Origin of the sequence: Exiguobacterium sp. s143, assembly GCF_018618895.1 — a bacterium.
In the GTDB taxonomy this organism is placed as follows: domain Bacteria; phylum Bacillota; class Bacilli; order Exiguobacteriales; family Exiguobacteriaceae; genus Exiguobacterium_A; species Exiguobacterium_A abrahamii.
The window spans coordinates 323,551-339,511 of the sequence record NZ_JACSMX010000001.1 but is presented as its reverse complement, the minus strand read 5'-3'; the positions used below and the strand labels follow the sequence as shown (position 1 = coordinate 339,511).

22 protein-coding genes are annotated in these 15,961 nt (G+C 48.7%); 11 read left to right on the top strand and 11 right to left on the bottom strand.

Annotated features, from left to right (window positions below; genetic code table 11):
• Window positions 1-99 precede the first annotated feature (99 nt).
• Genes KNQ03_RS01975 through KNQ03_RS01955 form a run of 5 tightly spaced genes read left to right on the top strand, consistent with a single transcriptional unit; the run spans window position 100 to window position 4,774 of the window.
• Window positions 100-957, top strand: coding sequence for an efflux RND transporter periplasmic adaptor subunit (locus KNQ03_RS01975; RefSeq protein WP_214723291.1), 858 nt, complete (start codon window positions 100-102; stop codon window positions 955-957).
• A complete protein-coding gene (locus KNQ03_RS01970) occupies window positions 957-1,634 on the top strand; it encodes an ABC transporter ATP-binding protein (RefSeq protein ID WP_058713134.1) in 678 nt (225 codons plus the stop codon). Before KNQ03_RS01975 ends, KNQ03_RS01970 begins: the two co-directional genes overlap by 1 nt.
• The gene (locus KNQ03_RS01965) at window positions 1,631-2,776 is read left to right on the top strand and encodes an ABC transporter permease (RefSeq protein ID WP_214723289.1); all 1,146 of its coding nucleotides are present in this window, start codon (window positions 1,631-1,633) and stop codon (window positions 2,774-2,776) included. The genes KNQ03_RS01970 and KNQ03_RS01965 overlap by 4 nt, the downstream gene beginning before the upstream one ends.
• Window positions 2,777-2,792: 16 nt before the next feature.
• Window positions 2,793-3,464, top strand: coding sequence for a response regulator transcription factor (locus KNQ03_RS01960; protein WP_023468396.1), 672 nt, complete (start codon window positions 2,793-2,795; stop codon window positions 3,462-3,464).
• Window positions 3,461-4,774, top strand: a complete 1,314-nt coding sequence (locus tag KNQ03_RS01955; RefSeq protein WP_214723287.1) for a HAMP domain-containing sensor histidine kinase — start codon at window positions 3,461-3,463, stop codon at window positions 4,772-4,774. Before KNQ03_RS01960 ends, KNQ03_RS01955 begins: the two co-directional genes overlap by 4 nt.
• A gap of 91 nt (window positions 4,775-4,865) precedes the next feature.
• Here the strand turns inward: KNQ03_RS01955 and KNQ03_RS01950 are convergent, their stop codons facing one another.
• From KNQ03_RS01950 to KNQ03_RS01920, 7 genes are all read right to left on the bottom strand, one after another.
• The gene (locus KNQ03_RS01950; RefSeq protein WP_214723285.1) at window positions 4,866-5,180 is read right to left on the bottom strand and encodes a hypothetical protein; all 315 of its coding nucleotides are present in this window, start codon (window positions 5,178-5,180) and stop codon (window positions 4,866-4,868) included.
• A gap of 9 nt (window positions 5,181-5,189) precedes the next feature.
• Window positions 5,190-6,173, bottom strand: a complete 984-nt coding sequence (locus KNQ03_RS01945) for a DUF2268 domain-containing putative Zn-dependent protease (RefSeq protein WP_214723283.1) — start codon at window positions 6,171-6,173, stop codon at window positions 5,190-5,192.
• Window positions 6,174-6,224: 51 nt separating this feature from the next.
• Entirely contained in the window at window positions 6,225-6,656 is a 432-nt protein-coding gene (locus tag KNQ03_RS01940) for a hypothetical protein (RefSeq protein ID WP_214723281.1), read from the bottom strand.
• Window positions 6,657-6,694: 38 nt separating this feature from the next.
• Entirely contained in the window at window positions 6,695-7,501 is an 807-nt protein-coding gene (locus KNQ03_RS01935) for a phosphotransferase (RefSeq protein ID WP_214723279.1), read from the bottom strand.
• A 164-nt stretch (window positions 7,502-7,665) separates the two neighbouring features.
• Complete coding sequence (locus KNQ03_RS01930; RefSeq protein WP_214723278.1) at window positions 7,666-8,226, bottom strand: P-loop nucleotide/nucleoside kinase family protein; 561 nt, start codon at window positions 8,224-8,226, stop codon at window positions 7,666-7,668.
• Window positions 8,223-8,633, bottom strand: a complete 411-nt coding sequence (locus tag KNQ03_RS01925) for a hypothetical protein (RefSeq protein ID WP_058713129.1) — start codon at window positions 8,631-8,633, stop codon at window positions 8,223-8,225. The genes KNQ03_RS01930 and KNQ03_RS01925 overlap by 4 nt, the downstream gene beginning before the upstream one ends.
• Entirely contained in the window at window positions 8,630-9,655 is a 1,026-nt protein-coding gene (locus KNQ03_RS01920; RefSeq protein ID WP_251140258.1) for a serine hydrolase domain-containing protein, read from the bottom strand. The genes KNQ03_RS01925 and KNQ03_RS01920 overlap by 4 nt, the downstream gene beginning before the upstream one ends.
• 138 nt (window positions 9,656-9,793) lie before the next feature.
• Between KNQ03_RS01920 and KNQ03_RS01915 the strand changes: the two genes are divergently transcribed.
• Genes KNQ03_RS01915 through KNQ03_RS01905 form a run of 3 tightly spaced genes read left to right on the top strand, consistent with a single transcriptional unit; the run spans window position 9,794 to window position 11,192 of the window.
• Entirely contained in the window at window positions 9,794-10,288 is a 495-nt protein-coding gene (locus KNQ03_RS01915) for a sigma-70 family RNA polymerase sigma factor (protein WP_214723274.1), read from the top strand.
• On the top strand, window positions 10,285-10,740 hold the full coding sequence (locus KNQ03_RS01910; protein WP_214723272.1) for a type 2 periplasmic-binding domain-containing protein: 456 nt from the start codon (window positions 10,285-10,287) through the stop codon (window positions 10,738-10,740). The genes KNQ03_RS01915 and KNQ03_RS01910 overlap by 4 nt, the downstream gene beginning before the upstream one ends.
• Window positions 10,741-10,754: 14 nt before the next feature.
• On the top strand, window positions 10,755-11,192 hold the full coding sequence (locus tag KNQ03_RS01905) for a GNAT family N-acetyltransferase (protein WP_214723270.1): 438 nt from the start codon (window positions 10,755-10,757) through the stop codon (window positions 11,190-11,192).
• Here the strand turns inward: KNQ03_RS01905 and KNQ03_RS01900 are convergent.
• Window positions 11,184-11,567 carry a GNAT family N-acetyltransferase gene (locus KNQ03_RS01900; RefSeq protein ID WP_075642370.1) on the bottom strand — a complete coding sequence of 128 codons (384 nt, stop codon included), beginning with the start codon at window positions 11,565-11,567 and terminating at the stop codon, window positions 11,184-11,186. The two genes, KNQ03_RS01905 and KNQ03_RS01900, sit on opposite strands and share 9 nt — an antisense overlap.
• Window positions 11,564-12,229 (bottom strand): HAD family hydrolase, encoded by a 666-nt coding sequence (locus tag KNQ03_RS01895; protein WP_214723268.1) that lies wholly within the window; start codon window positions 12,227-12,229, stop codon window positions 11,564-11,566. Before KNQ03_RS01895 ends, KNQ03_RS01900 begins: the two co-directional genes overlap by 4 nt.
• 39 nt (window positions 12,230-12,268) lie before the next feature.
• On the opposite strand from KNQ03_RS01895, the gene KNQ03_RS01890 reads away from it, so the two are divergent.
• Both KNQ03_RS01890 and KNQ03_RS01885 read left to right on the top strand, forming a co-directional pair.
• Window positions 12,269-13,114: an alpha/beta fold hydrolase gene (locus tag KNQ03_RS01890; protein WP_214723266.1), complete on the top strand. Its 846-nt coding sequence runs from the start codon at window positions 12,269-12,271 to the stop codon at window positions 13,112-13,114.
• Complete coding sequence (locus tag KNQ03_RS01885) at window positions 13,111-13,800, top strand: alpha/beta fold hydrolase (RefSeq protein WP_214723264.1); 690 nt, start codon at window positions 13,111-13,113, stop codon at window positions 13,798-13,800. The genes KNQ03_RS01890 and KNQ03_RS01885 overlap by 4 nt, the downstream gene beginning before the upstream one ends.
• Here the strand turns inward: KNQ03_RS01885 and KNQ03_RS01880 are convergent.
• Window positions 13,762-14,625 carry a sensor domain-containing diguanylate cyclase gene (locus KNQ03_RS01880; RefSeq protein ID WP_023468378.1) on the bottom strand — a complete coding sequence of 288 codons (864 nt, stop codon included), beginning with the start codon at window positions 14,623-14,625 and terminating at the stop codon, window positions 13,762-13,764. The two genes, KNQ03_RS01885 and KNQ03_RS01880, sit on opposite strands and share 39 nt — an antisense overlap.
• Before the next feature lie 137 nt (window positions 14,626-14,762).
• Complete coding sequence (locus KNQ03_RS01875) at window positions 14,763-15,281, bottom strand: DUF4256 domain-containing protein (RefSeq protein WP_214723262.1); 519 nt, start codon at window positions 15,279-15,281, stop codon at window positions 14,763-14,765.
• A gap of 197 nt (window positions 15,282-15,478) precedes the next feature.
• Here KNQ03_RS01875 and KNQ03_RS01870 point away from each other — a divergent pair, with 197 nt between their 5' ends.
• Window positions 15,479-15,871: a hypothetical protein gene (locus tag KNQ03_RS01870; protein WP_023468377.1), complete on the top strand. Its 393-nt coding sequence runs from the start codon at window positions 15,479-15,481 to the stop codon at window positions 15,869-15,871.
• Window positions 15,872-15,961 lie beyond the last annotated feature (90 nt).

Sequence of the window (15,961 nt, the reverse complement as noted above, 5' to 3'; positions counted from 1 at the left end):
TTTTATTTTTGACCAAACCACTTTTTTTACATTTGTTCATAGTTGGTTCATAACTTCTCCCTATGATCGGATTAATACCAATCAAGGGAGGCATTTAACATGAAACGAACACGCAAGAAATGGTTATGGATCAGTGGAGGGGTTATCCTGGTACTCCTGTTAATCGGTTCCACGCTCTTTTTAGGACGAGGAGAGGCACAAGGAACGAAGGAGGTCGTCGAGTCGAAGACATTAAAAACATTCTTCTACTTCTCAGGCACGCTTGAAGCGAAAGATCGACAGACGGTCATCAGTGATCGTGATGTCCGTGTCACCGACGTTCGATTTGAAGAAGGGGATACCGTTAAGTCGGGTCAAACGATCATCAGCGTCGAAGGAGAAGAAGATGTCAAGGCACCTCGCTCCGGACAACTCGTTCGTCTTGACGTCACGGAAGGCGAAGCCTATGCCCCGAATACTGTCCTCTTCGTTGTTGCAGACAACAAAGCGTTGATTGCTCGTCTGAAAATTGATGAACAAGATATCGAACGGATTGAAGTTGAGGATACGATTGAACTACAGACGGATGCATCTGATAAAACCATCAAAGGGAAGGTCGAATCGATTAGTCCGGAAGCTGTGACGGAAAATGGAAGTACGTATTTCAATGCAAAGGTATCGGTACCGAGCTCGTCAAACTGGTTACCCGGCATGACGGTCGAGGGACGTTTACCATATCAACTCGCACAAGATGTACCTGTCTTATCGCTCGATGTCATTTCGTATTCGAAGTCGGATCGTCCGTATGTATATGTGAAAAAAGATGGGGAAACGACTCGTCAATACATCGAGACGGGCGTGACGGACGGACAGGATATTGAAATCAAGGACGGATTGTCCGCCGGAGACGAAGTCTTCCTGCCGAGTGAAGACGGTGGTTCCGGTCTTCTTCCGACTCCACCAGGAGGTGCGTCCTGATGCCGGTCGTTGACTTGCAAGAAATCCAAAAAACTTACGGCGAAGGAACCAATCGTCACATCGTCCTCGATCGAGTATCGCTAACGATCGAGGCTGGTGAATATGTGACAATCCTCGGACCTTCGGGTTCAGGAAAATCAACGCTGATGAACATCATCGGGTGCCTCGATGTCGCTTCAAGCGGCGTCTATCGCTTGCAGGAGCAGCTCGTCCACGATCTATCCGAGGATCAGCTAGCGACGATTCGCAACGAAGAGATTGGCTTCATCTTTCAACAGTTCCAGTTGCTACCGCGCATGAGCGTCTTACAAAACGTCGAATTACCGCTCATCTATGCCGGCGTCTCGCGCAAAGAGCGACGCGCGCGATCGCTTGAGCTCCTGGAACGTGTCGGATTGACAGATAAAGCCGATGCCTTACCGAGTCAACTGTCCGGTGGTCAACAACAACGGGTTGCAATTGCCCGGGCGCTCGTGACGCGACCGACGATCTTACTCGCTGATGAGCCGACCGGAGCGCTCGATCAAAAGACAGGGAAACAAATCATGGAGTTGTTCGAGAGCCTCTCGGAGGAAGGGAAGACGATCATCATGATCACACACGATGTCAATATTGCTAAGCAAGCCCGCCGGATCATCCGAATCGAAGATGGTCAGGTGACGGAGGTGACGACATGATTCGCGAAACGTTACGGATGGCATGGTCGAATATCTGGCATCATAAGATGCGGTCGTTCTTGACGACGCTTGGTGTCATCATCGGTGTCGCATCAATCATCGCCTTGATTTCGATCGTCAACGGCGCGACGGCCTCAATTAATGAAGAGGTCGCGTCGTTCGGTGCCAATAAATTAACGGTCCAAACGACTGAGACGCCATTGAAAGAAGGATTATCACCTGCACAACTGGAAGAGTTAAACACGATTAAAGGAACACGCGGTGTCTCACCGACCGTTTCGACGGTCCGGGACCTCCGTGTCGAAAATCATATACTCGACCAGGTGACGATCGAAGGGCGAAATCACATCTATTACCGGGAATCTGAAGATGTCCCGCAAGGACGTGGCATCGTCATCAGTGATGTGAAACAACAGACGCACGTCGCCGTCGTCAGTCCATCCGTCGCCCGAACACTCTATCCGGGTCAGGTCGCGATCGGTAAGACGATCAAGCTCGATGGACTCGATTACCGGATCGTCGGTGTCAGTGACGCGGATGACGATCAAATCGTCATTCCTTATACGACGGCCCTGCGAACGCTTGGGGTGACAGCCGTTAAGCAAGTGGATATCTTCAAGACGGACGCAGCTGACGTCGCGACCGTCAAACGGGATGTCACGGCAAAGCTGTACCAGTTCTATAACGGACGCGACGATACGTATGACGTTGTCAGCTTGGATGAAGCCCTCGATTCGATTGACCAAATCAATACGATGCTCTCGCTCTTGTTGACGGGTATTGCGTCGATTTCCTTGATCGTCGGTGGGATCGGCATCATGAACATGATGCTCGTCTCGGTCACGGAACGAACAACGGAGATTGGCTTACGAAAAGCACTCGGTGCGAAACCACGTACGATCCGCCTTCAGTTCCTCTTGGAATCGATTCTGCTGTCCTTGATGGGTGGAGTGATCGGCATTCTTGTCGGAGCGATGCTCGCATTTGGCGTCAGTCTGATGATCAGTACACCGTTCACACTCTCCGTGAGCACGATTCTGCTTGCCGCCGGATTCTCGATCGGTGTCGGTGTCTTGTTCGGTTATATGCCAGCGCGAAAGGCATCTCGTTTGAATCCGATCGAAGCCTTACGAAATGTTTAAGTGAAGGAGGAGGACGATGGTAACGATTTTGATTGCCGAAGATGACCGGAATGTCCGTCTACTATTAGGCGAGACACTCCGGTCCGCCGGCTTTACGGTGATTGAATCGAGAGATGGGAAAGACGCACTCGACCAACTGGATCAACAACACGTCGATCTCGTCGTAACGGATGTGATGATGCCGCACGTTTCAGGGATCGAACTGGTTGAGCTGCTGCGTGAATCAGGATACGAACAACCTGTCTTGATGTTGACGGTGTTGGATTCCTTTCAGGATAAGGAAGCCGGGTTCACGACCGGTGCTGATGATTATATGGTCAAGCCGGTTGATTTGGACGAACTGTTGCTTCGGATCCGAGCGCTGTTACGACGGTCAAAGATCGTAGCAGCGCAAGAATTAATCGTAGGTGCCCTACAACTACGGATGACGGACGCGACGGTCGTAACGCCTCATGGTGAGATACCGTTACCACAAAAGGAGTTTCAACTGCTCTATCGCTTGCTCGCACATCCGAAGCAGATTTTTACACGTCAGCAGTTGATGGACGAAATTTGGGGATATGATGTCGAGAGCGACAGTCGGACGGTCGATGTCCACATCAAGCGGTTGCGTGACAAGTTCAGTGCCTATGATGATTTTACGATCGAGACGGTCTGGGGACTCGGTTATAAGGGAGTGATCCAGTGAAACGCTTCGTCCGCTCGATCTCTGGTCGCTTTTTCGTCATCCTCTTCGGTTTATTGTTACTACCACTGCTGTTACCGTTCATCATGACGGTCTGGTTCCAGTTCCAAGAAGTCGATCAAGACCTAAATAATCAATTGCAACAACGAACGGATCAGATTGAACGATTGATGCAAGACCAAAACCTTTCGTTCGCTGAGGCGAGTCAGTACATGGATCAGTCTTTGATTCAGACGACACAATACACGTCGCTCAATCAAGTACAATCATTATCGTCGTCAGAACGTGACCAGTTACAACGAAAAGGTGAAATCACGATCGGTGGGGTGTGGCTCGAACCGTCGCAATACATTCGCCAGACGGAGACAGGATATCTCGTCTCGACACCGATTGCCGGACAACGCATCCTTGACGGATTACGAACGTCAGCTGGAATCGGTATCGTCATCACGATCGGCGTCGCCTTCATCCTGACCTGGCTTGCTGTCACGCTCGTGACACGACGGATTCGTCGCATCAGTGAAGCGGCGATTGAAGTGACGAACGGGAACTATGATGTCTCGATCAAGGAAGGTGGAAATGATGAGGTCGCACTCCTCGTTGAAAACTTCAACCACATGACCGAAGCACTGCGACGAAACGACCATCTCGCAAAAGATCTCGTCGCCTCGATTTCGCATGAGCTGAAGACACCGATTGCTTCGATTCAAGGATTTTCTAGGTTGTTACTGACAGAAGAAAACTCGGATAAACGGCAGCAATACTTGACGATCATGGAGCAAGAGAGCACCCGTCTATCACGCTTGACGTCAAATCTCGTCCGCTTATCGCGGCTTGATCATCAGACGATCATCGAGCGGAAACGGTATCGCCTTGATGAACAACTTCGGACATGTCTTTTACTACTGGAACGACAGTGGACGGAGAAATCACTTCGACTGGAGCTTGATTTACCAGACCTGTCCGTCGAGTGGGAAGAGGAACTGATGCAGCACGTCTGGCTCAATCTGCTTGAGAACGCGATTCGGTTTTCGCCAGAGTCGGGAGTGTTAGAAGTGACCTTAAGTGAAGGAAAGAACATTCGTGTCACGATCCGCGATGAAGGACCAGGAATCGCAGAACAGGACTTACCGTACGTGTTCGATCGCTTTTATCAGGGCGAACAGTCACGAGCGAATGAAGGACATGGTCTTGGATTATCGATCGTTAAACGAATCATCGATTTACATGACGGTGAGTTGACGATTAAGAATCATCCAGATCAAGGCGCAATCGTGACCGTTACGTTAACGGCGAACGAGACGCGTGAATGATGACAGACGAAAAGGAGCGCAGACCTACCCGATGTTATCGTGAAGTGTTGCGCTCCTTTTCATTTGCTTAAGTCATCAATATGAATTCAGCTTAGTTGTCTAGCTTGATATGCATCCTTCGTAATTGTTTGTGTAGTATCCTTCTTTCCAAAGGTTCACCTGCGTCTTGATTAGGTGTAAAGGCATAATCACTAAAGATTTTAGCACCGTCCTTGAGCCAGTTCGCGCGATACAAGTCGTGTGCTTCACTTCTCGATAAGAAGATACCGTCCTCGATTTCGACATCATCGTCTACTCCGAACTGAAAGCCGCAACAAGAACAAAGTTCGAACGAAGCGTCACCATTTTCATAATAAGCAACGTCGTCCATTCGATCATATCCACAGACGGGACATGTGTATTTCATGAAAGCACCTCATTGCTCAAGAATCTTTTGATACTTGTATCCTTTTAAGATATCTGTTTGATTCGTATAGGTCCAGTCAGCAATGGACTGATCTGGATGCAACTCAAAATAATGATTGAGGATATCACGCCCTAACATGTAGTTACTCCAGCGAGGAATCTCTTTTTGTTCATTACCTACAACGAAGTCGAGTTGTGATACTTCATAGCTGTTGACGAGATGCACGACATGTTTCTTTGTTGCTTCATCCATCGCGACATTCCAAGGAATGGAAACGTCTTTGACGATTCGCTCAGCAAAGGCATCTGCCTTTCCTTCGAAAATGACGGAATTAAGAGTCGTATTTAAACTAAAATCGGGTGTATCCATGAGGACTAAGTGATGATATTCATGTGCCGTCGTATATGCTAAGACGTCTTGATCGTAGTTTGGATCCAGGTAGAGAATGAAAGCATCTTTATAGGCGGCTCCAGTAACACCTTTCATCGGCTGGATATCGAGAGAAGATTCAGGATTAATGGGAGCGACAATAATGGTACTTTTCTTTTTGGGAAGGATCTTATGTGAAGCGATGTAATTTTTTTGGATGATTTTTTTAATGTTGTCCTGCTGTTTCATCAAGTTCTCGATTTTATCGAGTAGCTCTTGTTCGTATACGGTTGATTGCAACATCAAAGAACCCTTTAAGTCAGCTGTCGCGAACTGCTCCTTTTCCCCGATTTTGTCGATATAGCTTAAGACATACTTCGCATAATTCTTTTTATCTATTTCAGGATCATTGTTTTTTAAAGACTCTTGTAGATATTTTTTGTACGGTTCATAGAGAAAAACAATGTTCAATTTACTTTCATCATCAATTTTTACAGATTCGGATTGTATTTTTTCACTCTTAGACATCAGTTGAGTAGTAGGCTGTGATGAATTTTGCTCTTCTGTACAAGCGGATAAAAGCAGAACGGGAGCAGTTAAAAGTAATATCAGTGATTTTTTCAAGATACGTTCATCCCCCTCTTTTTTTAGGATGTAACAACATCTGCTGTTCAATTAATCCTCTTTCGCCATATGATCAATGATGATTGGATCACTGTAGGACAAAATGTAAAAATCCTGTTCATGTGTCCTGATGGCAAATAAGTGCAAGTCTCCTCGTTCCGTATAAATTTCCTTCGTTTTCATATACTTTGCAGCGAACTCTCCAAATATCGATTCTTTTGACTTCACGACCGGATAAGGGTTTCGGAGTCTGTCGTCGATGATGCCATGCTCTTGCAACGTCCCTAAGAAAACGGCGTACTTTTCGAAACGCATCAAAAAGTAATCGCGCGAAGGATCGTCAATCAAAAGCTTGAATGTTTCGTCAGCGCCATAAAAATAGAAATCAATCGCGTAATGGTCGTTTGCCTTTAACGACATCGTATCCAGTTCGAGATCATATTCTTCAGTCGTCAGTAAAAAATCGAGATCAATAATTTTCAAAGAAATCACTCCTTTGTGATGATCGATGTCGTCGAACATTATTTTATCGAAGATTTATCGATGAACCACTTCTCCCCACGTTCCGCGATGAAACGGTATTCCGCGCGGTAATGTGTATCGTGACCCTCTTCTTTCATCTTGACAAAGGCAGCATCATTGTTCGCAGCTCTTTGATCAATCAACAGATAGAGGGCTTCGACGCGTAACAATAACATGGATAGGAGTTCGGAACGCGGTCCTTCATAGCCATACGCATCAAGGAACCGACTCACTCGCTTGGCGAAACGTGTGTCATCTTGCTCTGGTGAATAAGCAAGAACGGATCCGTCAGGTGCTTGTCGTCTGCTGCTAAGCGGAACGAACGTATAGAGCGTATAGACGATGTCCCAAGCACGTGGACCGGGTGCTGCGAGGTCAAAGTCAATCACGCCACTCAGTTTTTGATCCTGAAAAACCGTATTGTAGACGGCAAAATCGTTGTGGCAGATGACTTCGTATGGAGTCGGGGTATTGAGCAACGGTGCCCAGTTCGGTGAGACGTCGAAGTCGACTGTCGCGTCATGATACTGGCGCATCAGACGTGCGACATCGTCCAATACGTCATCATGCCACATGTATGCTTTTAGGGGATAATCGGCCGTTTCGCCAGGGAGAAAGGTCAGGATCTCTCGATTTTGTTCGTCGATGCCGACGAAACGCGGAACACCGGATAGGCGTTTAGCTTCTAAGTGGCGTAATAACCGTTGGACGTTGTTGCTGTTCTCTTTTTGTGAGCGATAGACATGCTCACCTTTTTGATAGACAGCGGAGACATTTCCACCAGTCAGTCGTTGTTCTTCAGACATGAGTGTTCCTTCTTTCTTTTGTAATCGGTTACATATTCGCTGGTCTTTTTGAATGCGTTTATGAAGAAGCGGGTGGTCATTGCTGCGAGACGGGAGGCGACGATCAAAATACCGAAAGAAGGTCGAATCTCATGCGGGTGCTTTACACGCGATTGTCATGTTCTTCAATCAGTCAACATCTCATCGAAAAGAGCATCAAGCGACGGATCCGTGACTTGATCGAGGAATGTGTCAACGTCTTCCGTCGAACGAAGACGAACGATTTGGTCCGCTTCACCTGTAACTGGCGGCTCGATTCGTTGCCGCTGAAAGATGTCGTAGTACGACGAGTCGCCACGAATCTCTCGTCCATCGCGTTTGGAGTGAGTCAGTCGGTCTGCAATTGTCACTTCGGGTAAATCGAACCAGACGAGGATCGAGCGGAACGTCGAACGGGAGAATGGATCTAATAATTGTTTCCGACCGGTCTGCGTGGTGTTGGCATTACATAAGATGATCGTCTCAAAGGAAGACGTGATTGCCTGTTCGATCAACCATCCCGTCAAGTCATGTTTGATCTGATTCGGTCCTTTTGTTGGAACGAGGTCCGGATAATGTTCGAGCAAAAAGCGTGCTTGAAGATCCTGATCGATGACAAGGCTTGATGAGAGACGTTGAGCAAGCTGTCGTGCGAACGTCGTTTTCCCGGCATGGGTCGGTCCAATCGTCAAGAGGACGGTCCTCATGACGTCAGTTGTTCTTCCGGTAAGCGATCGGCGAGAATCTGCGCGAGCCAATCTTCTTTCGTTCCGAAGCAAGAGGTCGTCCGTCCGATATGATAGAACGTACTGGCCAATGGTCCGGTGAAGTAGGTCGCATCCGGCATGCATAAGTAAATCGGGCGATTCGTCGCGAGCGCAATCCCGAGTTCGACGTGACTACTTTTTCCAGCTGGTAACACGAGGACGAAGGCGTCCGCTTGTTGCACGGCTTCGAATTCAGCAAGACCAATCTTTCGTAATGCTTCGGGATCCTCTGCCCGATCATTCATCGTCCAGTCGTATGTTAAATCGTGTCCACGCAAGCGGAGTTCATCGCGGAGCCAGCGGACGGTCAACGTGTGATCAAAGCGAGAAGCGATATAAAGGTTCATGTATGGATTCCTTTCTCAAGTAAAAGTAGTTCGATGGCCTGAACGAGCGCGTAGGCTCCGTCAGACGTATTCGATAAGACAGTGACGATCGTTTCCGATTGTGGATAATAGGCGGAATGAAAGCTGACACCCGGGTCGTAACCCATGATGTGCCACTTCTCGTGCGAGGCATCGAGTCGTTTCAGCCAGACGCCGTAACCATAAGACGCAACATCGTTGACTTTGACGTGGGGATGAAACAGTTGCGCGGTCATCGATTCAGACAGCAACTGATGCGTCAGAAGACTTCGCCAGAAACGTTCCATGTCTGATGCTGTGAGGAAGGCACCGCCATCTGGTCCACCAATGATCGGTAACGCATAGTGATTCGTTCGCCACGTTCCGTCTTCATTCTCGATGTGGCCTGTGGCTGTATCCGCCGGTAGGGAGTCGAGTCGGAAGTAACCAGACTGTGTCATATGCGCATGAGCGAATAATTCGTTCGTCACGTAATCCGAGAAGGGTTGTTTCGTCAATTGTTCGATCACGAGACCGAGCAGGATGTATCCCGCATTGTTGTAATGAAAACGTTCGCCCGCAGTGAACTGTCTTTTTTGGTCCTGAAACAACGGTAAAAAATCGATGGGACGACGCAAACGGTACATTGGGAGATCTTGAAAGACCTCCTCGAAATCGGTCATCGTCGCTTCGTCAAAATAATCACCGATGCCTGACGTATGGGTTAACAGATGATGTATGGTCACACCGGCTAGATCGATTCCTATGTCCGGTAGAATCGTCGCGACGCGTTCGTCGAGTGCAACCTTTCCTGCCTCGACTAATCGTAAGATGGCGACCGCCGTGAAAAGTTTTGCACCAGAGGCAATTCCGAATCGCGTCGTTTCTTTATTCAATACACGGTAGCCCCGATGTGCGAATCCGTTAGCATGACTAAAGATTTGTTCACCTTGCTGGTGGATGGAGACCGCCCCTTCGAGATGCATAAGCTCCGGTAAAGCAATGAGTTTCTTGTACACGTTCATCATCCTCTCTGTTTCCCATCCTATCGAATTCATTCATGCAAGAAAAGGGAATTATAAGAAAAATTTGAAAAAAATGAAACTTTTTAAACGTGTCGCGTATCTAATAGGGGAGTGATTGCAAAAAAGGAGGATGCCGATGTGTTTCGAAAGTCAGGTGCAGCATTATCCGACGTTGCTTTTGAAGCAGCTTTATTCGCAGAAGAAGACTATGTGTACCGTATTTCCTTCATTTATCTGAAAGAGGAGGCGGCAGCGCTTGAGAACGTCCAAGAGGTCGCGTACCGGGCATGGCGTGGGCGAAAGAGTTTACGGGATGCTTCGTATTTTAAGACGTGGTTGACGCGCATCACGATGAATTGCGCTTTCCAGCAACATCGAGCGTCGTTTCAGCCGCTCGCGATCGAACCCAGTCAAACGACGTCGTTTGAAGAGCGTCTCGTCGATCGCTTGTACTTGGACGATTTACTGGATGTCCTCGAGCCGACCGAGCGATCACTCGTCTACTTCCGGTATGAAGAAGATTTGTCATTGCAAGAGATTGCGCAAACCTTCAATGTGCCACTGAGTACAATCAAAAGCACGTTGTACCGCGCACTCGAGAAAGTACGACGACAGAAGGGGATGAGTCTATGAATCACGAGCCAAAAATCTTGATCGACGTACCGTCATCTGTCAGGCAACGGACAATCCAAGGTATCCGCAAAGCGAAACGGCGCCGGCGCTCGTTACAAGTTGCTTGTCTCGCTGCCGGTCTGACGATCATCGGCTTTAGTTCCTTGCATGAGACCGTTCCCGAGCAATCGTCGCAATCGATGGTCGTCGGCATGTATTATGATGAACAGTTATACACGGTAGCCAAAAAAATTACGGATACAGATTGGCAACAGCTGAAAGGGAAGCGACTCGGTGTCACGGATGATGTCTTGACTGATACGCAACTAGAACAGGACACATCTGATTTTGCGTCGAACCTCGATGCGTTTACCGTCTATCAAGTCAAGGACGATCCGGTATCTGAGCACGTGCTGGTCGTCGGTGAGGAAGAGGGTCGAGAACGGGTGATGATTCTGTCGCCCACACGATAAGGGGGGAGAGAAATATGACCATCCGGTCTTGGACAACAGACGATCTACCACAATTGGTCGGATTGATGACGCAACTTGGTTATCCGGCAAGCGAGGACGTCTTACGCGAACGATTTTCGCGGATCACTCGTCATCCGAATTATGAATTGCTTGTGTTAGAAGACGACGATATGCTTCTCGGCTGCGTCGGTCTGTTTCAGGCGCAAGCGTTCGAGCATGATACGACCTATGTCCGAATCGTCGCGTTTGTCGTCAACGCGAAACATCGTCGGCAGGGAATTGGACGCCGTTTGATCCGAGCAGCGGAAGACTGGGCGCATGCAAGAGGAGCAACTGCCGTTTTACTGAACAGTGGTAATCGACCAGAACGCGAAGCAGCCCATCACTTTTATCAAGCGATGGGCTACAGCGTAACGAGCACGAGTTATTCGAAATCACTCGCTTCATCGTGATTTACGGAAACCATGGAAAGCACGAAATCCTTGTTGTTCATAAAAAGAAGCAGACTGACGGGTTGCCAGGAGATCGATCCGCGTCGGATAGGTAAGTTGTAAGTGATCGAGTAACTGTTGTCCGTACCCACGCTTGCGTGCGTTTCGGCTGACGAGGAGCTCACAGACGAACGTCGTCACCGAACCGTCCGTTAAGGCTCGGACATAGGCAAGGATTTCTCCGTCAGACTCAAGGACGAAAGCGGCATTTGCATTCATCCACGCGTTGCGGGTCCGCTCTTGATCAGCGACGAGATCCTGCCATCCTTCTAATGCGTTCAATCGATGAATCTGCTCAAAATCGTCAGGTTGGAAACGGCGAATCTGTTCCGTCATGGCTGGTTCTCCTTTCGTATCAGGTCTTGGAGTGGGGCAGGTAACTGGCACCAGTCCGAAAATTGCGTGTCAGTCAATGGAACATCGCCTGTGCGCTTCCAAATCGCCTGCATGCCGAGGGCGCGTGCCGGTAAGATGTCGTGGTCGTAATTGTCGCCAACATAAAGGACTTCGTCCGGGCGAACACCTAAAAGATCCGTTAAGCGAAGGAAAAATATCGGATCCGGTTTACGGACGCCTTCTTGTTCCGAAATCCCAATCTGCGTAAAGGAGGGAGACAGTCCGATTGCGTCACAGACGGCACGTTGGAACGTCGTCCGACCGTTCGACAGTAAGCCGATGGGTAGATCAGGCGGTAATTGCGCAAAAAAGGTGTCGACCCCCGGAAAGCTCCGTGCGAAGATCGGATAACGCGTCACGTAGTCGTGTAGCAGTACTTCAACAGAAAGCGACAATTCGAAGCGACGAATCATTTCGGCATAGACGACGTCCTTCCAGACGCGTCCTTCTTGATCAAGCGCCAAGAACGTCGTGATATAGTCGTCGATCAGAACATGCACAACTTCACGAAAACGTTGATGCTGATCCCGAAGGAAATAGGGAAGAGAACCGGACCGGTCATGTAACGTTTCGTCTAAATCAAACAATAAAGCACGAATCAAGGTAAACATTATCTTTCAAAGTATAGAGGAGTGATTATAATGGAACGAATTATGCAACATCAGGGAAAACAAGTGACGTATTATGACGACGGTTCGACAGGTCGACCGTTGTTACTCCTACCCTCGCTCGGTGGGACGTATCAGGACTGGGCGGACATTCTGACGAAACTGACACCGGACTACCGCGTCGTCAGCTTTCATCCACACGAATGGTCGGGCGATTACATCGACGGGACGACCGGCATCTTACGGCAAATCAATCAGTTTCTTAACGCGACGAATATTGCGACTCCGGTCACACTCGTCGGTCATTCCTACGGTGGACTCGTTGCGCAAGCTTTTGCTCTACATCATCCAGAACGTGTCGCCGGTCTCGTTCTCGTGGATGCGACGTCCGTTGATTTAGCAGAACTCGATCAGCTGGATACACCGATGCTCGACCGAGAAGGGGATGACGCCGTCTGGATCGATCGGTTCGAAGAACTATCAAAAGCAACTGATTTACGTGACCGTTTCCCGGACGGGGATGACCGCACGGATTGGAACCCGGCGTATTACCGGTCGATGCATGCGATCATCTCGCAGTGGAAAAGTGATGCGAAAGATCTTCAACCACGCATGCGCGATCTCGGTGTTCCGTTGACCGTTCTTGGACGGGACAAAGCGCAGTCGATCGAAACGATGAGCGCTGCTGGTTTTCCAAAAGACGAACTGGAGCGGATGGAAGAAAAATGGCAGGAATTGATTCAGCGACAGCCGAATCTATCCTATCAGGCGAACGTGACGTTCGTTCCGGGAACATCACACCTGATGCATCGCGATCGTCCGGACGTCATCGTAGACGCGATATTGACACTACATCAATTTAAGGAGTTTACCGTATGACACGTATGTATGTACTACATGGTTTAATGGGAACAGCAGCAACACACTTTGCACCACAGCTATCTGCTTTAGCGGATGATTTTACGTTCATTCCGATTGATCTGCCTGGTCACGGAATGACGACGGAACCGGCAACGGAAGATTACTTATCACAAGCAACACGTGCCATCCGCGAACGGATGGCACAGGAAGGTCCAGGATGGATTCTCGGGTTGTCGCTTGGCGCAACGCTTGCGATGCAACTGGCACTCGATCCACCGGACGAACTCGAAGGGATATGTATCACGGGTTTTTCACCATTCATTCCTAAAGCGATGGAACCGCTGATGCGCAAGCAACGAGAGTTCTTCCTCGACCTCGAACAGCAGGCACCGGAAATTGCCGACCAGTTCGAACAGTTGCATGGTCCTGCCTGGAAAACGACAGCGCGAGCAGTCCTCGATTTGATGACGTTCCGTTTTCCGGCATTAACGGAAACGATGCTGCAGTCGATCACCTTACCGGTCGTCATCCTAAACGGAACGAATGAAACATACGAAGTCGACGCAACCGCGTTCGTTGCGGAACACGTGCCGAACGTCATCGTCTTACCAGTCGAGGGAGCCGGGCATACGGCGAATCTCGATCAACCGGAACGCTTCAACACCTTATTGCTTCAAGCGCATCAATCCATGCTGACGACTTAAGCGATCATTCATCTTTTCTTGATACATCTGCTCATCTGCCTCATGCAGGACGTCGTCGACACGGCGTCCTGTTGTCGTATGTACGGCGCCGATTGCGAGCCCGATTTCGTGTGTCGCGAACGTCGAGCGGACGTGTTCGACGAATCCCTCGAACAGCTCAATCGACGGACTCTCATCGATCAAGACGAATTCATCACCACCGATCCGGTAGCCATGGTCTGTCAAGCGGCGGATGCAAAGTCCTGTTTGTTCAAGCAAGGCATCACCGACCGCGTGACCGAACCGGTCGTTGAGCTCTTTTAGTTCATTCAAGTCAAGCAGAATCACCCCATACGCCGTCTTCTCTTGATCGAGTGTGTGGACAGCCTCGTTGAAGGCATGGCGATTCCCTAGACCAGTCAAGGCATCGATCCGGTATTGATCGAGTAATGCCTGTTGTGATTTCAACTGCTCGTCAATGTTACGGATCACCCCTTGGATGGCAACGATCTGCCCATTTTCGCAAATGGGTGTCGCATACTCTTCGAACCAGACGTACGTTCCGTCATTGGTCCGCCAGCGTTGCCGAAACGGCTGATCGTAGTCACAATCGCCCGAAATCTTCGACATCAAGACTTCGATGTCTTCCGGATGAATCCGCGCGAAACACTCGTCCGGATCCATGTAGCTGGCTGCTGCCACGCCTTTCCCCATATGGTCATCGAGGGAAGGACTGATATAACGAAACCGATATTCCGGCTGCACTTCGAACACGTAGAAGATATCTTTACACAATGCGATCGTATCCGGCTGTTGCTGGCGGAATAACCGGAAACTAATCAACATGATAAGACCACCTACAATCAATCCCAATACAAATATGACGTCCACCTCCTTTACTCATCGACCATCATATCATAATTGGGTTTTATTACCTATAATTTACAAAAAACACTCTACTCCAATCGTAGAGTGTTTTTTGATTAATTAAGCTCAATGCAGACACGAAATCCTCGGCTCGCATAATAGGAATCCGCTCCGTTGTGATAGATGAACGTCGTCTCATAACGACGATCTCCGAACAAGGCGCCACCTTTTTGACGGATCAGGTCTGGCGTCTTAAGCCAGCTGGAGGTTTTTTCGTCAAACGAAAACTGCGTCTGTAGTTCTTGATACTGTTCTGGTGTTAAGAGGTGCATCTCTAGCGTCTCAATCATCGACTCGACACTTGCTGCGGACGCATTTTTCTTTCGACCAAGTCGAGCGGATTCGTCCAAACAGACGCTTCGACGACCAACTGGACTCTCTTTGGCAGTGTCGACGATGACGAGTCGTCCATTAAGAGCTACGACATTCGGCTCTCCACCTGTCTGTTCCATCCAAGCAAGGGCAGTTCGTTTCGAAGGCGTCAGGCGAGACTCGAGCACGTCATACGAAAGACCCTCGTGGCGTTCAGGAGTAGCCTCAAAGCGATCACGAAACATCGTGAGTTGCTCATCCATCGGTAAAACCTCACTTTCCTAGTTCGTTTTTTCCATTATTCAATGAATCCGTTTCCAGTGCAATCGTTTAGTGACTGAATAAGTCAATCTGAAGACAATTGACAAATGAAATCGGACTGCCTACACTAATTGTACATATCCGGTTTCTGTTGCGATCGCGCGTACAGGAACGACATTTAGGAGAGGAGCCCAACCGTATGCGCTGGATCAGTTATGCGGCTGTTGTGACGATTCTTTCGTTCTTAGCGTTCACAGCATATTCGTTCTTGACGACGATCGACTTTGAGATCGTCTATCAATTCGGAACGTTTGCGATGACGTTATCTTATTTTATCTTTGGTTTACCAATGTTGTGGATCGTCCGTCATTATCCATTGACCCTTCGTTTACTCATCTACGTGACGACGAGTAGTGTCGTCCTGTTTCTTTTCATTGGTTTGTATGAAGCGTGGCATGATGCATCGCTGTCTCCGCTACCACCAACCGGAAGCATGATTCAGTTCACGGCTCTTGCCTGTCTATTATTCGTTTTACCGTATGAGATCGTCTATCGTAAAAATTTCGTTTCCATTCAACCACGTGTTTCTTGACAGTATTCTTGTTCCTCAAGAATGCTGTTTTTTATTTCCTTTCATTTAGAAGGAATTCCCAATAAATTCTTGAATAGTACGTTATCACGA

What these genes read in the sequence shown, in the direction of transcription:
- KNQ03_RS01960 (WP_023468396.1), top strand. Translation starts at nt 2,793, where the DNA reads ATGGTAACGATTTTGATTGCCGAAGATGACCGGAATGTCCGTCTACTA.
- KNQ03_RS01930 (WP_214723278.1), bottom strand. Translation starts at nt 8,226, where the DNA reads ATGAGGACCGTCCTCTTGACGATTGGACCGACCCATGCCGGGAAAACG.
- KNQ03_RS01975 (WP_214723291.1), top strand. Translation starts at nt 100, where the DNA reads ATGAAACGAACACGCAAGAAATGGTTATGGATCAGTGGAGGGGTTATC.
- KNQ03_RS01950 (WP_214723285.1), bottom strand. Translation starts at nt 5,180, where the DNA reads ATGAAATACACATGTCCCGTCTGTGGATATGATCGAATGGACGACGTT.
- KNQ03_RS01875 (WP_214723262.1), bottom strand. Translation starts at nt 15,281, where the DNA reads ATGGATGAGCAACTCACGATGTTTCGTGATCGCTTTGAGGCTACTCCT.
- KNQ03_RS01900 (WP_075642370.1), bottom strand. Translation starts at nt 11,567, where the DNA reads ATGACGGAACAGATTCGCCGTTTCCAACCTGACGATTTTGAGCAGATT.
- KNQ03_RS01910 (WP_214723272.1), top strand. Translation starts at nt 10,285, where the DNA reads ATGAATCACGAGCCAAAAATCTTGATCGACGTACCGTCATCTGTCAGG.
- KNQ03_RS01925 (WP_058713129.1), bottom strand. Translation starts at nt 8,633, where the DNA reads ATGAACCTTTATATCGCTTCTCGCTTTGATCACACGTTGACCGTCCGC.
- KNQ03_RS01870 (WP_023468377.1), top strand. Translation starts at nt 15,479, where the DNA reads ATGCGCTGGATCAGTTATGCGGCTGTTGTGACGATTCTTTCGTTCTTA.
- KNQ03_RS01965 (WP_214723289.1), top strand. Translation starts at nt 1,631, where the DNA reads ATGATTCGCGAAACGTTACGGATGGCATGGTCGAATATCTGGCATCAT.
- KNQ03_RS01890 (WP_214723266.1), top strand. Translation starts at nt 12,269, where the DNA reads ATGGAACGAATTATGCAACATCAGGGAAAACAAGTGACGTATTATGAC.
- KNQ03_RS01905 (WP_214723270.1), top strand. Translation starts at nt 10,755, where the DNA reads ATGACCATCCGGTCTTGGACAACAGACGATCTACCACAATTGGTCGGA.
- KNQ03_RS01880 (WP_023468378.1), bottom strand. Translation starts at nt 14,625, where the DNA reads ATGTTGATTAGTTTCCGGTTATTCCGCCAGCAACAGCCGGATACGATC.
- KNQ03_RS01935 (WP_214723279.1), bottom strand. Translation starts at nt 7,501, where the DNA reads ATGTCTGAAGAACAACGACTGACTGGTGGAAATGTCTCCGCTGTCTAT.
- KNQ03_RS01970 (WP_058713134.1), top strand. Translation starts at nt 957, where the DNA reads ATGCCGGTCGTTGACTTGCAAGAAATCCAAAAAACTTACGGCGAAGGA.
- KNQ03_RS01920 (WP_251140258.1), bottom strand. Translation starts at nt 9,655, where the DNA reads ATGAACGTGTACAAGAAACTCATTGCTTTACCGGAGCTTATGCATCTC.
- KNQ03_RS01885 (WP_214723264.1), top strand. Translation starts at nt 13,111, where the DNA reads ATGACACGTATGTATGTACTACATGGTTTAATGGGAACAGCAGCAACA.